General features: G+C 63.2%; 13 protein-coding genes. 6 read left to right on the forward strand and 7 right to left on the reverse strand.

The window, feature by feature from the left end; all coding sequences use genetic code 11:
• The first annotated feature begins 174 nt into the window (after positions 1-174).
• The 3 genes from M5G17_RS17570 (at position 175) to M5G17_RS17580 (ending at position 2,807) form a co-directional block, all read left to right on the forward strand.
• Positions 175-393, forward strand: coding sequence for a hypothetical protein (locus M5G17_RS17570; protein WP_130264231.1), 219 nt, complete (start codon positions 175-177; stop codon positions 391-393).
• Between the two features lie 164 nt (positions 394-557).
• Positions 558-1,583, forward strand: coding sequence for a DUF1176 domain-containing protein (locus M5G17_RS17575; RefSeq protein ID WP_273894190.1), 1,026 nt, complete (start codon positions 558-560; stop codon positions 1,581-1,583).
• Positions 1,584-1,649: 66 nt separating this feature from the next.
• Complete coding sequence (locus tag M5G17_RS17580) at positions 1,650-2,807, forward strand: hypothetical protein (RefSeq protein WP_273894191.1); 1,158 nt, start codon at positions 1,650-1,652, stop codon at positions 2,805-2,807.
• A gap of 14 nt (positions 2,808-2,821) precedes the next feature.
• Here M5G17_RS17580 and M5G17_RS17585 read toward each other — a convergent pair whose 3' ends face one another.
• The 4 genes from M5G17_RS17585 to M5G17_RS17600 form a co-directional block, all read right to left on the reverse strand.
• Complete coding sequence (locus M5G17_RS17585; RefSeq protein WP_273894192.1) at positions 2,822-3,451, reverse strand: DUF3885 domain-containing protein; 630 nt, start codon at positions 3,449-3,451, stop codon at positions 2,822-2,824.
• Positions 3,452-3,534: 83 nt separating this feature from the next.
• Positions 3,535-5,532, reverse strand: a complete 1,998-nt coding sequence (locus M5G17_RS17590; RefSeq protein ID WP_273894193.1) for a peptidase U32 family protein — start codon at positions 5,530-5,532, stop codon at positions 3,535-3,537.
• Positions 5,533-5,724: 192 nt separating this feature from the next.
• Positions 5,725-6,105 (reverse strand): RidA family protein, encoded by a 381-nt coding sequence (locus M5G17_RS17595; protein WP_273894194.1) that lies wholly within the window; start codon positions 6,103-6,105, stop codon positions 5,725-5,727.
• Between the two features lie 51 nt (positions 6,106-6,156).
• Complete coding sequence (locus tag M5G17_RS17600; RefSeq protein ID WP_273894195.1) at positions 6,157-7,869, reverse strand: amidase; 1,713 nt, start codon at positions 7,867-7,869, stop codon at positions 6,157-6,159.
• Between the two features lie 329 nt (positions 7,870-8,198).
• On the opposite strand from M5G17_RS17600, the gene M5G17_RS17605 reads away from it, so the two are divergent.
• Together M5G17_RS17605 and M5G17_RS17610 are read left to right on the forward strand one after the other, a co-directional pair.
• The gene (locus M5G17_RS17605; RefSeq protein ID WP_273894196.1) at positions 8,199-9,428 is read left to right on the forward strand and encodes a DUF1444 domain-containing protein; all 1,230 of its coding nucleotides are present in this window, start codon (positions 8,199-8,201) and stop codon (positions 9,426-9,428) included.
• 102 nt (positions 9,429-9,530) lie between these two features.
• A complete protein-coding gene (locus tag M5G17_RS17610; RefSeq protein WP_273894197.1) occupies positions 9,531-10,085 on the forward strand; it encodes a UPF0149 family protein in 555 nt (184 codons plus the stop codon).
• Between the two features lie 80 nt (positions 10,086-10,165).
• On the opposite strand, the gene katG is transcribed toward M5G17_RS17610, so the two are convergent.
• Positions 10,166-12,430 (reverse strand): catalase/peroxidase HPI, encoded by a 2,265-nt coding sequence (katG, locus tag M5G17_RS17615; RefSeq protein WP_273894198.1) that lies wholly within the window; start codon positions 12,428-12,430, stop codon positions 10,166-10,168.
• Positions 12,431-12,633: 203 nt separating this feature from the next.
• On the opposite strand from katG, the gene M5G17_RS17620 reads away from it, so the two are divergent.
• Positions 12,634-13,260 (forward strand): hypothetical protein, encoded by a 627-nt coding sequence (locus M5G17_RS17620; protein ID WP_273894199.1) that lies wholly within the window; start codon positions 12,634-12,636, stop codon positions 13,258-13,260.
• 1 nt (position 13,261) lies between these two features.
• On the opposite strand, the gene M5G17_RS17625 is transcribed toward M5G17_RS17620, so the two are convergent.
• Both M5G17_RS17625 and M5G17_RS17630 read right to left on the reverse strand, forming a co-directional pair.
• A complete protein-coding gene (locus tag M5G17_RS17625) occupies positions 13,262-13,765 on the reverse strand; it encodes a GNAT family N-acetyltransferase (RefSeq protein ID WP_420793403.1) in 504 nt (167 codons plus the stop codon).
• A gap of 113 nt (positions 13,766-13,878) precedes the next feature.
• Positions 13,879-14,292, reverse strand: a complete 414-nt coding sequence (locus M5G17_RS17630; protein WP_273894200.1) for a RidA family protein — start codon at positions 14,290-14,292, stop codon at positions 13,879-13,881.
• Between the last annotated feature and the right edge of the window lie 427 nt (positions 14,293-14,719).

Below are 14,719 nucleotides of genomic sequence, written 5' to 3' on the forward strand. Positions count from 1 at the left end.
TATTGCAATGGGCGCGTTGGCATTACTAACTTGTCCGGGGATCGAAACAGCCAACAACTGCTATTTAAACTGTGACCGATCTCTCATTAATTATCCGTAAAACTCTGCGCCCAGGCCCTCTCCTGGGGGGATCAACCTAGGACGAACCCACCGTATCAACGAGGTATGAAGCTCATGAACCCTGCACAGAACATCGATATGACCAGCGCCGCGCCAGCCACCCTGCGGGTGCTGGATGATCAGGAAGTGGATCAGGTAAGCGGCGGGTTTTCCGTCAGCGCCGGTTCCTGGACACTGACCGGCGGTTCCTACAACTTCGGCGCTGGCGCCGGCTACCGTTTTGATTTGTACCGGGGCGGTGCGCACCAAGGCAGTTACACGATGTGTAAATAAGCACCGTCGTTATATACATCGATTGTAAGTAAAGGGCCCTTGCGGCCCTTTGCTTTATATATATAACGGGGCGGCCTCACCGGGTAGCAGCTTGAAGTTGACCAGGTTTCTGCGATGATGCCTGGCTAACACCCACGCTCGCTACCCGGCAGGATTGAAACACCATGGTTGATGCAAGATGGAACTGGCTGCCCTTGATGCTGCTCCCGGCCCTGGCCTTGGCCGAGCCGGAACAGGAGCCGGTGCTCAAGCAGTTCAAGCAGTGGGTCGTGGGTTGCGACAACACCCTGCGCTGCACCGCCGTGTCGCGTAGCGTCGATCAGGGCATGGGCCTTGAGCTTATGCGCGAAGCCGGGCCCGAAGGGGCCATGGCGTTGACCCTGTTCACCGACGACAGTGTCAACCTGGGCGCCAAGCTGCTGGTTGACGGCGGCCCGGCGCCAGCGGGATTTCAGCCGGCCTCGCAGGGGCAAATGCGTTATCACGCAAAAGGCGACGTCGCGGTACGGTTGTTGCGCCAATTGCGCAATGGCGAGGCCCTGACCCTCGACACTGGCGACGGCCAGCGCCAGGTATCGTTGCAGGGCCTGAGTGCGTCCTTGCTGTTTATCGATTCAGTGCAAGGCCGTATCGATCACCCCAGCGCCTTCGTGCGCCCAGGTACGCGGCCAGACAGTCAACTGCCGCCAGCACCGCCGACGCCCAGGCTTGCCCCTTTCACACCGGCGCCAGCGTTAAGCGAAGCCGAACAGAAAACAATCGCTGACGCCGTCATTGCCATCACCCGGCATGAGTGGAGCGAACCCGATGTTGACAACTGGCAAGCTGAAGCCGAGGTATCGCCCCTGGACCCGACCCATGTCGTGGTAGGCCTGCGTTACGGTTGTGGCAGCCAGGGCTGCATGTACAGCTACTACCGCGCCTTGCGAATCGCGCCCTATCAACCCACTACGCTGCAGATCTCGGTCCCCCCCTACGATATATTCGGCGGCGAGATGTTTGGCTTTTTCAAATTCGATTCGGCCCGCGGCGAGCTGACCCAGTGGCAGCCGGGTGGGCGCTACTGCGGCGCCAACGCAACCTGGCGCTACGACGGTAAGGTGATGAAGCTCAAGGCATTTAGCCGGATGAGCTGGTGCGACAGTGTCGATACCACCCATTGGCCGCAGATCTGGCGTACCCAGGGATAGCGCCAGGCATACAGCTTGGCGCGCGCTTTAGATACACTGCGCGCTTTGCCCCAAGAGCTCATGCGCATGGATGCCCTCGCCCGTTTCGCCCTCAAGCCGCTTGCAGCAGGCCTGGGTGTGCTCACCCTGGCTGCTTGCAGTCTCATCCCGGCAGGTGGCGAGGCCAATCCGCCAGGCGACGGCCTCCTGCCCCAGCACCCGCGTCAGGCCCCCGACTGGCGAGCCCTGAACCTGGACGAGGATCAGGACTGGCTACTGATCGAGCTTAACAGCCTGCAGCATGAGGGCGGCATTACCTACGCCTGGACCGGCATCCAGCGCCAGCGCTACCCAATGAAGTACGGCCAGGCAGTGATGGCCCTGCACAGCCGCGAGCGCCTGGCGTTCTATTGCGAGCGCCAGCTCATCAGCCGGCAAAGCCAGTACTTCCTCGACAACGACAATCACGTAGACAGCACCAGGCTCAAGGCCCAGTCCTTCAGCGCATTTTACCGACAGGCACCGCTGTACTATCAGCGCTTGTTCGACGCCGCCTGCCAGCCGCCGGCCGAGCTTGCCAAACTTGCGCCGCTCAAAGCCCGTACGCCGTTGCCGCCGCCGTTCCTGCCGCCCAGGGCCACGCCTGAAGTGCTGGCGGCCATCGCCGCCCTGGACCTGCCGGCGCCACGCCTGACCCTGCACAGGCTGGACTACCGCATCGATGCGAAGCCAACCGGCGGGGACGCTACCGTCGACAGGCCGCGTCAGGTGTTCTTCAGCAACGACACGCGCTCAGGCCAACTGTTGTTGCAAGCCGTGGACCCGACGATAGCGCAACAGCTGCAACTGAGCTTTCGCGGCCTGTTCGATCTGGCCGCACGCGGCATCGACATCATGACCGGGCAGGAGCAGGACGCGAGCGACAGCCTGACCGCACTGTCATTCACCGGCGACTGGCAGACCCTGCCTGCCCACACGCAACTGAGCTACACCCTCAGCTATGCCGGGCAAACGGCGAGCATTACCCGCACCACCCATTGCCAGGTCGGCAAGGCGCGACCGGCCAGCACCTTGCACCCGGCCCTGCAGGGCAGCGCCAAGCCGCTGAGCTGTACCTGGCTGAGCGCGCGCGGCAACCCTTGGGTCGAAGGCTACAGCTACCTTGACGACTACGGCGTGTTCGTCCGCACCCGCGAAGACAACCCGATGGGCACCTGGCGCTGGAAAATCGAATCGCTGCAGTGAGTTAATGCAGTGAATCAATGCAGGACGGTGGCAAAGGCCGCGTCCATGCGCTCGCGGTCGTAGTCCAGTAGCCACGGCTGGTGCTGACGGTACAACAGCGAGAGCACGTCATGGTTGGGGCCCACTACATCCATGCCCCGATCGTCATAGGGCAAGGCCATCAGCCGCTGGTTGAGGTTGAACAGGTAGACACCGCAGCAAGGGCTCGGGCGAATGGTCCCCGGATTATCGGCCAATGCGCACCAGAGCACCGGTTGCAGCAGCGACAGTGGCGCCTCGAAGGCGAGGTGCAGCCAGTACTCGGGCTGGTGCTCTTCGAACCAGTCGTCCGGGTCCAGCCGCTGGCTCCACAGCGAGCGTTGAGCGGGGATGCGAATACCGGCGGCACGCAGGTCGCGCAACACGTCGCGATGGGCAAAACCGTTACCGTTGGAGTGCACGCGCAGGCACACCACCATCGATTGCTCGCCGGCAAACAGGTCGCGGCACACCGTGGTGGCCTTGCTGACCGCCAGCAGAAAGCGCTCGAGGGTCCCGGCGCCTTCGGCTAGCTCAAAGCGCAGGCCTTGCGGGTAGTTATAGAAAAGCGGCCTGGCGAAAGCCAGGCCGCTGAAGATGTGCTGGATTTGCACTTGTAAAGTCACGATACCTTCCTGGCTGTCGGCCCCTTGCTGCTGGGGCCTGAGTCCTTAGATGTGCATGCTCCCACAGGTCTGGGAATACGCCCTCAGTGCGGTGCGCGCGGGATGGTCTTGAGCAGGTCTTGCGGGCTGATGTGCCCGACCACCTGCTGCACGCTGCCCGGTTGCGGCAAGCCGAGGATGTGCCCCTTCATCTTGCCGATGACATGCATCTCGCACGGCTTGCAATCGAACTTCAGGGTCAGCACTTCGTCGCCGTGAATCAGTTGCATCGGCGCGACCTTGGTGCGCACGCCGGTAACGCCTTTGGCCTGTTTGGGGCACAGGTTGAAGGAGAAACGCAGGCAGTGCTTGGTGATCATCACCGGCACTTCGCCCGCCTCTTCGTGGGCCTCGTAGGCGGCGTCGATCAGCTTGACCCCATGACGGTGATAGAAATCGCGGGCCTTCTGGTTGTAGACGTTGGCCAGAAACGACAGGTGCGACTCCGGGTACACCGGCGGCGGGTTGCTCTCGGCCTTGCGGCCACCGCGCGGGTGGGCCTGGACACGTGCCGCGGTCAAGGCTTCGATGACCTCGCGGCGCAGGGCCTTGAGCTGCGAGTTGGGAATGAAGTAAGCCTGCGGTGCATCGAGCTGAACGCCGGTGGCGTGGTACTCGGTGGTGCCCAATTGGCCGAGCAGATCGCGCAGTTGCTCCAGCGCCTGCTCCGGCTTGTTGGCCAGGCCGAACGGGCCGTCCAGGGCAACGCTGGCACTGATGCCCTCCTCGCTGGTGGCGGTCAGGGCCAGACGTTGCTCGTCCAGCGTCGCCACCCAGCAAAGGCCGATCCGGCGCTCGGCCGAGGTTTTCTGCAGGGCTTGCTGCCAGTTGTGGTCGAGGTTGCGGCTCAGCGGATGATTCGGCCGCAACTGGTGCAGGCCCTTGGGCATCTCGTTGGGCTCGACACGGTAGCGATAACGCTTCTCGCCGTCTTCATCGTACTCGCCCTTGGGCTCGGCGATGTTGGCGCGAAAACCCACCACTTCACGTTTGACCAGCACATTCAGGCCGTCACCGTTGGACAGCGGCTCGTGGGTAACCACCTGCAGGTCGCGCTTGCCGACTTTCTCGACCACGCCCACCGGCAAGCCGGTGAAGGTCGGCGAGTCGAAGGCGCCGATGTCGATCTTGCGGTCGCTGACGAAGTAGTCGGTACTGCCGCGGTGGAAGGTCTTGTCCGGGTCGGGCAGGAAGAAATGCGCGGTGCGCCCGCTGGAGGCGCGGGCCAGGTCCGGGCGGTCTTCGAGCACCTCGTCCAGGCGCTGACGGTAGTAGGCGGTGATGTTCTTCACATAGCCCATGTCCTTGTAGCGCCCTTCGATCTTGAACGAACGCACACCGGCTTCAACCAGGGCGCGGATGTTAGCGCTCTGGTTGTTGTCCTTCATCGACAGCAGGTGTTTCTCGTAGGCGATCACCCCACCCTTTTCATCCTTGAGGGTGTACGGCAGGCGGCAGGCCTGGGAGCAGTCGCCACGGTTGGCGCTGCGGCCAGTCTGGGCGTGGGAGATGTTGCACTGGCCGGAAAACGCCACGCACAACGCACCATGGATGAAGAACTCGATCGCCGCGTCAGTCTCGTCGGCGATGGCGCGGATTTCCTGCAGGTTCAGCTCACGGGCCAGTACCAGTTGGGAAAAGCCGGCCTGATCGAGGAACTTGGCCCGGGCCAGGGTGCGGATGTCGGTCTGGGTGCTGGCATGCAGCTCGATCGGCGGGATGTCCAGCTCCATCACCCCCAGGTCCTGGACGATCAGCGCGTCGACACCGGCATCGTACAGCTCGTGGATCAGCTTGCGCGCCGGCTCCAGTTCGTTGTCGTGGAGGATGGTGTTGATGGTGGTGAACACCCGCGCGTGGTAGCGCCGGGCGAACTCCACCAGCTGGGCGATATCACTGACTTCGTTGCAGGCATTGTGGCGCGCACCGAAGCTTGGGCCGCCGAGGTACACGGCGTCGGCGCCATGCAGGATAGCCTCGCGGGCGATGGCGACATCGCGGGCGGGGCTGAGCAATTCCAGGTGATGCTTGGGCAGGGACATGTTTTTTAGTCAGGCTGTCACGGTCGAGCCGCGCATTGTAGCGGCGAAATGCCTGATCGGCACCCGTAGCCTGCCCAGTGGCCTGTGGGGCCCTATCGCTGGCAAGCCAGCTCCCACAGGTTCGGTGGGCACAGATCCATTGTGGGAGCTGGCTTGCCAGCGATGAGGCCGGAGCAACAGCCGGAAAAAACCTCAGGCCTTGGCCGCCATCGCAGTCACTTCCACACGCATGCCTTCCACCGCCAGCGAGGCCACGCCAACGGCGGCGCGCACCGGCCAGGGCTTGGCGAAGAAGCGTTGGTAAACCACGTTGAAGGCTGCGCGATCAGCCATGTCGGTGAGGTAGATGGTCAGGTGCAGCACCCGGTCCATGGAGCTGCCGGCGCGTTCCAGAGCAACTTTCAGCGCCTGCAGGGTGCACTCGCTTTGCGCGGTGATGTCGCCCAGTTCCAGGCTGCCGTCGGCACGGGTGGGGATCTGTGTCGAGACCAGGATGCCGCCGAAACCGGCGACGTCGGAAGAGATCGAATCGGCGTCCGGGTCGGGAGTGAAGCTGATGTCTTGGTTAGCCATGGGTATCTCGTATCTGGGGAAATAAAAAGGGCGGTCACCCGCCCCTTCCTGTTACTTGGCGCTGCCAAGCGGCGGCGTGCGCGGTGGCACCAGGCGCTTGGAGCCGGTGGACTCGAACGCAGCCGCCAGGCGCAGCAACGACGAATCGTCGTAGGCGCGACCGGCAAAGGTCAAGCCTACCGGCATGCCGATATCGGCCATCACGCCCATCGGCACCGTCACCGTCGGCACGCCCAGGTGACGGATCGCCAGGTTGCCGTTGGCCACCCACACGCCATTGCTCCAGGCAATGTCGGCCGACGCAGGATCGACATCGGCATTGGCCGGGCCGACATCGGCGACGGTCGGGAAGACCACTACATCGAGCTTGAGTCGGTCCATCCAGTCTTCCAGGTCGATGCGCCGGGTCTGTTCCAGGCCGCGCAGGCCGTCCGGCACGGTGCTGATCTGGTCCCACGGGGTGATGCCGCGCTCGGCCATGCGCACGTACTCGTCCATGCCGGCCGCCAGGTCGCCTTCGCGGTTGGGCAGCGTGCCCGGATCATGGGGGAAAATCTTCGGCCCGTCGACGTCGACCAGGCGATTGAGCTTGGGGTCGCCGTTAGCCTTAAGGAAATCGTCGAAGGCCCAGGCGGTCAAGTCCCACAGCTCGTGGTGGAGGAACTCCTTGGAGATCAGGCCGCGATTGAACACGGTCGGCGCGCCCGGGCGATCACCTTCGCAATTGGACACCAGGGGGAAATCGACTTCGAGCACTTCGGCGCCAGCCGCCTCCAGGGCCTTGCGCGCCTGCTCCCACAGGGCGATCACCGACGGTCGGGTGTTGATCCGCTGGCCGGTCGGGCCACCAATGCCCGGCGCTTCGCTGGTGCCGGCTTCAGGGTCGGCATTGATGTACATGCGCGGCACACCGAAACGCTTGCCCTTGAGCGCCGCAGCATCGGCTGCAAGTTCATGGTAAGACGCCGGGCGCACCGAGGCGACGCTGGGGATCGGCACCCAGGGTTGCAGGCGCCACAGGTCGCCGCGCGTGTCCAGGTCTTCGGCGACGACGATGTCGAGTACTTCCAGCAGGTCGGCCATGGTCCGGGCAAAGGGCACCACCACGTCCATGGTCGGCGTCAGCGGCCAGTTGCCGCGCACCGAGATCACTCCGCGCGATGGCGTGTAGGCACACAGGCCATTGTTCGAGGCCGGGCCGCGGCCACTGGACCAGGTTTCTTCAGCCAGGCCGAAGGCGGCGAAGCTTGCGGCGGTGGCGGTACCGGCACCGTTGGACGAGCCGGAGGCGAACGGCGCAGTCAGGTAGTGCGCATTGTACGGGCTTTCGGCGCGGCCATAGACACCGCGCTGCATGCCGCCGTTGGCCATGGGCGGCATGTTGGTCTTGCCCAGGCAGATCGCACCGCCAGCGCGCAGGCGTTCAATGGTGAATGCATCGCGGTAGGCCACCAGGTCAGCGAAGGCCGGGCTGCCGGAAGCGGCGGTCAGGCCCTTGACCAGGTAGCTGTCCTTGGCGGTGTACGGGATGCCGTCGAGGGGGCCGAGGGTCTGGCCCTTGGCCCGGCGCTCATCCGATGCCTGGGCTTCGTTCAACGCTTCAGGATTGCGCACCACCACGGCGTTGAGCTTGGTGGCAGTGTCCGCGCCGTCGTAGGCGTCAATGCGTGCCAGGTAGGCCTGGACCAGTTCAACCGAGGTGGTCTGGCCAGATTCGAGCGCAGCGCGCAGTTGGGCAATGGAAACCTCTGTGACTTCGATCATGCTGTTACCGCCGACGGTTGCTGGCTGACTGGGTGAAGGCTTCCATCACACGGGGTCTGGAGCACAGGGACTTCACGAGTTTCAAGATGGGTTCTCATAGTTGTTCTCATTGCACGGCATGACACGGCAGGGTCTGGACGAATTACCTGAGCGGCCTATTTAGCACCAAAAATGCCCACAGAGGAACGGGTGGCCAGCGGGCAGCGGTGCATTCAGGCGCGTGCGGGGCTGCAAAATCAGCCCGTTCGTTCCAGCGGGCTCGATGCCCCAAGCGCAAAAACGTCCACGCAGGTAGTATGCGTCGTTCGCGCTCACGGAAGACTTCGCACATGTTCAAAGCACTGTTCGCCAGGCTGTTCAACCGTACTCCTACCGAAGATGAATTTGCCCAGACCTTCATCAAGGCTGCCCGTGCTGGCGGTTATGCCGAGCCTCTGGAGTACCTGGCCGGCGAGTTTCGCCTGCGCTACGACGAAAGCGGCTACTTCAACCTGCACAATGCCTACCGCGACTACTTGAACGCCGAAAAATCGCGCAGAACCGAGGTGCTCGGCAGCTACCTGCGCGCCCTGATCGACACCCGCACTACCTCGGTGCCACAAACCCTGGAGCAAGTCCGCCCATTACTGCGACCGGTCATCCGCAACCTGGCCATGCTCGAGGAAGTGCGCCTGCACCATGTGCGCAGTGAAGGTTGGGACTCACCCTGCCCGTTGGCCTGGCAGCCGTTCTCGGAAGATTGCGTGACCTTGCTGGCGGTGGACTACCCGGACACCACCTCGACCCAGACCACAGGCCCGCACAAGGACTGGGGCATCAGCCTGGAGCAGGCGCTGGCAATCGCCCTGGACAACCTGCGCGACGCCAGCCCCGATGCCTTCGAGCCGATTCTGCCCGGCGTGTACCAGGGCGCCTGGAAGGACGGCTACGACACCAGCCGGGTGCTGCTGCCCGACGTCCTGCAACGCCTGCCACTCAAGGGCCAACCGGTGTTCATGATGCCCAGCCGCGACGTGTTGATGGTCACCGGCGACAACGACGCCGAAGGCCTGCGGCAGATGGTCGAACTGAGCTTTCATGCGCTGGAAAACGGCCGCGCGCAGTCCAGCCAGATCTACACCTATCAGGACCGCCAGATCGTCCCGTTCCAGGTCCAGGACGCGAACCTGCAAGCACGTTTGGGCGATTTGCAGCGGCTGTTGCGCCACGGCATCTACAGCTCGCAAAAAGAGTTTCTCGAGCAGATCCATGAAGCCCATCCCGAAGACATCTTCATCGCCACTCACAAGCTCTACGGCAACGGCGACCACCACGGCAGCAGCTTCTCGATAGCGGCATGGACCCAGGGCGTGCCCACCTCGTTGCCGAAGACCGACCGGGTGATCTTCGTCCAACCGCAGCAAGACGGTACCGCAATCACCCAGGTGGTGGCCTGGCCTGAGGTTGAATCGCTGCTGGCCGATCTACTGGCGCCAGACGGCGATTTGTACCCGCCGCGTTACCGTACCCTGGGTTTCCCCGGTACCGAACAACTGGCGCGCATGACGCCTATGGATTGAGCTCAAAACGGCCAGCAGTAGCAGCAGGGCTGGATAAAAGCGGCTCAAAGCCCCATCCTCCCCGCCTTTTACCCGCGCGCCTGATCTGCCAAGGAGTTTCCCATGCACGACCTGCCACTGACCGCCGCCGATTTCGAGTTTCTCGAAGCCACCTTGCAGACCTACGGCGATGATCACTCGGTGCTCAACGCTTCGGAGCTCGACGGTTACTTCACTGCCCTGGTCTCAAGCCCCGTGCAGGTGGATATCAACGAATGGTTCCCGGCCATCTGGGGTGGGCAGATGCCGAAGTGGCAAAGCGCTGCAGACTGTAAGCGTTTCGTCGAACTGTGCGCCCGTCACCTGAACAGCCTGGCAACTCAACTGGTTGAAGCGCCGCAGGTATTTGCGCCACGCCTGGAGCAAACTGAACACCAGGGCCAGCCTCTGCCGCTGGCGGAAGAGTGGTGCTTTGGCTACTTGCGCGGCATGACCATCGCCAACTGGCCTGCACTGCCTGAGGCGCAAGCAAAAGCCTTGCAGGTGATTACCGGGTGGGCCGAGCAGGACCAGTTCGAGCTGCCAGCGGACCTCGACGTGGCCCTGCACCGTCAGCGCGTGGTGGCGATTGCCCCGGCGGCGCGGGCGTTGCACGACTACTGGTTAGTTCAGCGCTGACCTAGCCAATCGCGGGGCAAGCCCGCTCCCACTGTAGTAGGAGCGGCGATGCGGCGACCCGACTTGCCCCGCGATGAGACTTACTTGAGATCGAACCGATCCAAGTTCATCACTTTGGTCCAGGCCGCGACGAAGTCCTTGATGAACTGCGCCTTGGCGTCGCTACTGGCATAGAACTCCGACAACGCCCGCAACTGCGAGTTGGAACCAAACACCAGGTCAACCCGGGTGCCGGTCCACTTCACCGCGCCAGTCTTGCGGTCACGCCCTTCGAACACTTCGTTGGCCGCCGACACCGGCTTCCACTCCACGCCCATGTCCAGCAAGTTGACGAAGAAATCGTTGCTCAGCGTGTCCTTCTGTTGGGTGAAGACACCGCTCTGCCCGTCACTGACCCCCAGCACCCGCAGCCCCCCCACCAGCACGGTCATTTCCGGGGCGCTAAGGGTCAGCAGTTGCGCCTTGTCGATCAACAGGGCCTCGGCCGGTACCCGGTAGCTGCTCTTGAGATAGTTACGAAAACCATCGGCAATCGGCTCCAGGAAGCCGAACGATTCGACGTCAGTCTGTTCCTGGGAGGCATCCATCCGCCCCGGGGTAAACGGCACGCTGAGGGTGACCCCGGCGTTTTTCGCCGCCTGCTCGACCGCGGCGCTGCCTGCCAGCACGATCAGGTCGGCCAGGGAGATTTTCTTGCCGGCGCCCTGGGCACTGTTGAAGTCCGTCTGGATGCGTTCAAGGGCGCTCAGGACTTTGGCCAGTTGCTCCGGCTGGTTGGCCTGCCAGAATTTCTGCGGCGCCAGGCGCAGGCGGCCACCGTTGGCACCTCCGCGCTTGTCGGAGCCACGGAACGTCGAAGCCGCCGCCCAGGCCGTGGACACCAGTTGCGCCACTGACAAGCCCGAAGCCAGAAGCTTGGCTTTAAGGGCACTGACATCGCTGTCGTCGACCAAGGCATGGTCAACGTTGGGGATCGGGTCTTGCCACAGCAGCTCTTCGCTGGGCATTTCCGGGCCCAGGTAACGGGACAGCGGGCCCATGTCGCGGTGGATCAGCTTGTACCAGGCTCGGGCGAAGGCGTCGCTCAACTGCTCGGGATTGGCCAGGAAGCGCCGGGAGATCGGCTCGTAGATCGGGTCAAAGCGCAGCGAAAGGTCAGTGGTGAGCATGGTCGGATTACGGCGCTTGGCCGGGTCGTGGGCATCGGGGATGATCCCGGCACCCGCGCCGTTTTTCGGCGTCCACTGGTTGGCGCCTGCTGGGCTCTTGGTCAACTCCCACTCGAAAGCGAAGAGGTTTTCCAGGTAATTGTTGCTCCAGCGGGTCGGCGTGGTGGTCCAGGTCACTTCCAGGCCACTGGTGATAGTGTCGGCGCCCTTGCCGGTGCCAAAGCTGTTGCGCCAACCCAGGCCTTGCTCCTCAAGGCCGGCAGCTTCAGGCTCGGGCCCGACGTTGTCGGCGGGGCCGGCGCCATGGGTCTTGCCGAAGGCATGGCCACCCGCGATCAGGGCCACGGTCTCTTCATCGTTCATGGCCATACGGGCGAAGGTTTCGCGGATGTCCTTGGCGGCGGCAATCGGGTCGGGGTTGCCTTCCGGGCCTTCCGGGTTCACGTAGATCAGGCCCATCTGCACGGCGGCCAGCGGGTTTTCCAGGTTGCGGCCCAGGTCAGTGCGGCTCTCTTCGTTGCCATGCTGCTCAGGCTCGGCCACCAGGGTGCCCTCACCCGGCTCCTGCATCGGCTGCGGGCCCTTGCCGTAACGGGTGTCGCCCCCCAGCCACTTGTTTTCCGAGCCCCAGTACACGTCTTCATCCGGCTCCCAGACATCCGCGCGACCGCCGGAAAAGCCGAAGGTCTTGAAACCCATGGACTCCAGCGCCACGTTGCCGGTGAGCACGATCAGGTCGGCCCAGGAAATGCTCCGCCCATACTTCTGCTTGATCGGCCACAGCAGCCGCCGCGCCTTGTCCAGGCTGACGTTGTCGGGCCAACTATTGAGCGGGGCGAAGCGCTGTTGACCGGAGCCTGCGCCGCCACGGCCATCCCCGGTGCGGTAAGTACCGGCGCTGTGCCAGGCCATGCGGATGAACAGCGGCCCATAGTGGCCGAAATCCGCCGGCCACCAGTCCTGGGAGTCGGTCATCAGCGCATGCAGGTCGTGTTTGAGGGCTTGAAAGTCCAGGCTTTTGAACGCTTGGGCATAGTTGAAGCCATCGCCTTGGGGATCGGCTTGCGGCGAGTGCTGGTGCAGGATCTTCAGGTTCAGTTGGTTCGGCCACCAGTCGCGGTTCGTCGTACCACCGCCAGCGGCATGACTGAACGGGCATTTCGATTCAGTAGACATGGGTGAGCTACCTTTGAGTCCAGCGTTTTAATTATCTCCACATCAGGTCCGGCCGGCACCTGCCAGCGCATCTTCAAGGCTAGTCCCGGCCCCGGTAGTCGGCAAATAGACGCAGTATTACCGGCCGATAGCCATAATCTCTTATACCCGCCCAGGGATGGAGCAGATCTTGGAAACAGGCGCCCAGCCCTGAGGTCATGATCATGAACAGCCGTGCGCGTCGTACCGCCTTCCACGAAGCAGGGCATGTCCTGGCCTTCTGGTGGAACGCCATGGCGATCAAACGGGTAACGGTGCGCACCCGGGCCGAGGCCCTGATCGGACCGATGGTCGATTTGCGCGGCAACCTGCAAGCGGTCAAGGGCCTGGTCGAAGCCGACTATCTGGTGCCGCTGCCCGCCTTCGAGCCACCGGGCATCGCCGAGTACCTGCCATCGATGATCGAACTGATCGAGCGCGACCTGCTCAATTGCCTGGCGGGACCGGTGGCCGAAGCGGTTTACCGGCGCTGCCCGGATGATCGGTTTCTCACCAGCAGCGGCGCCGGTGACCGGCGTCGGGCCCATGAACTGATCGCCCTGTTGCCCGCGCGCAGCAGGCGTGACGCCGAATCAACGGCGCTCGCGCGCTGCCACAGCCTGGTTCGCCGCTATTGGCCTGCGCTGCATGCAGTGGCCGAACGCTTGCGCGAGCAAGGCACGCTGGATGGCGACAGCCTGATTGAACAGCTCTGCCGGCTGACGGGCGAAACACCGCAACGGCTCGGCAACCTGCTGACCAGCCTGGACCGACCAGCAGCGCGGCCATGGGAACGTAAAAGTTCCGGCTGAATCAGTGCAACGCCTGGGTCACCAGGAAGTTCACCAGCTCCGGTTCGTCGTCCAGCTCGATCGAGCGGACCGGCCTTGGCAAGGTGTCAAACACCGAGCGCCAGAAGGCGTGGGCGGTTTCATCCTGGTCGTAGTAACGCACCAGCCACTGTTCCTGCCCACTGGCCAGCACCTGACTGGCCAGGGCACTGGCAATTCCCTTGCGCCGGTAGCGCTTGAGGATGAACAGATCGGCCAGCTCCAGCGCATCGATGCCGGGCAGTTCGCTGCGCTCCACCAGCAGGAAGCCGGCGATGTAACCGTCGACCAGGATCAGGTTGGCGCTCCACTGCGGCTCTTGCCAGTAACGCTGCAGGTGCTCGTCGTGGATGTAGAAACGACCGTCGACATCGACGTCTTCCTGCTCCCAGTCCGAAGACTCATAGGCATAGAACTGATAGAGGTTGTGGATCAGCTCGGATTGCTCGGGGCTGGCTTGCACCAGTTCGACGGTGAGGTCACTCATGGCTTGACCTCATGCAGGGGGAAAATCGACGGCATTGGTATCTCGATAGTTGAACGAACAGCGCGGGCGCTATTGTTTACAAAAGCCGGGGCCAATGCCATCGCAAAAGCGTGTCAGCGGGCAGGCAATGCCGCAACTGCATCAATTTCGATCTGCATGCCATTGAGCGCCAGGCGCGGTACCGGGATCAGCGTACAGGTTGGCGTCATATTTGCACCCCAGGCGCGCCGGGCTTGCTCACCCCAAACGTGCAAACGGGCTTCGTCGTGGTCGACGATCAGCAGGGTCAGCTTGAACACATCGGCCAGGGTCGCACCTTTTGACGCCAGGGCGATCTGCAGGTTGGCCAGGGCCTGGCGCGCCTGTTCGGCAAAATCCTTCGACAGCCGCCCCTTGAGGTCTTCCCCGCCCTGCCCGGCGATGTACAGCAGCCGCGCGTTGGCGGCGACTTCGGCGACATGGGAGTAAGCGTTGGCGGTGGGGTCGTAGAGGCCTTCGGGGTTGGACAGGTGGAACGCTGCGGTCATGGTACTGCTCCGAATGGTGGAAGCGGCGAAGTATCAAACCTTGAGCTAAGTAGAGGTCAAGCGCAGATTTAAGGTGGCTGGACGAATGCCATCGCGGCATAGGTATCTACACATCTCTCGATTGCGTGTAGACCGCCAGCTTGTGGCCTCGACAAGCATTCCCGCCATGCACCAAGGCTGACAACGCTGCTCCTACAGGCCATGGCACGTTGCAACCAATGTGGGAGCCGGCCTTGCCGGCGATGCGCCGCGCGGGCGGCGCTCGATCTCAAGGACGCCACAACCCCTACGGCGTACACCTACTGGCCCTCACCTCATCTCAAGCCCCACACCTCACCGTCATCACGCAATCGCAAGATGTGTAGGGGTTCAAAGGCGCAGGCTTTGAGATGGGGTAAAGCCTGCCAGGTGTATGTCGTAAGGTTTT

Origin of the sequence: Pseudomonas rubra (assembly GCF_028656935.1) — a bacterium.
Taxonomy (GTDB): Bacteria; Pseudomonadota; Gammaproteobacteria; order Pseudomonadales; family Pseudomonadaceae; genus Aquipseudomonas; species Aquipseudomonas rubra.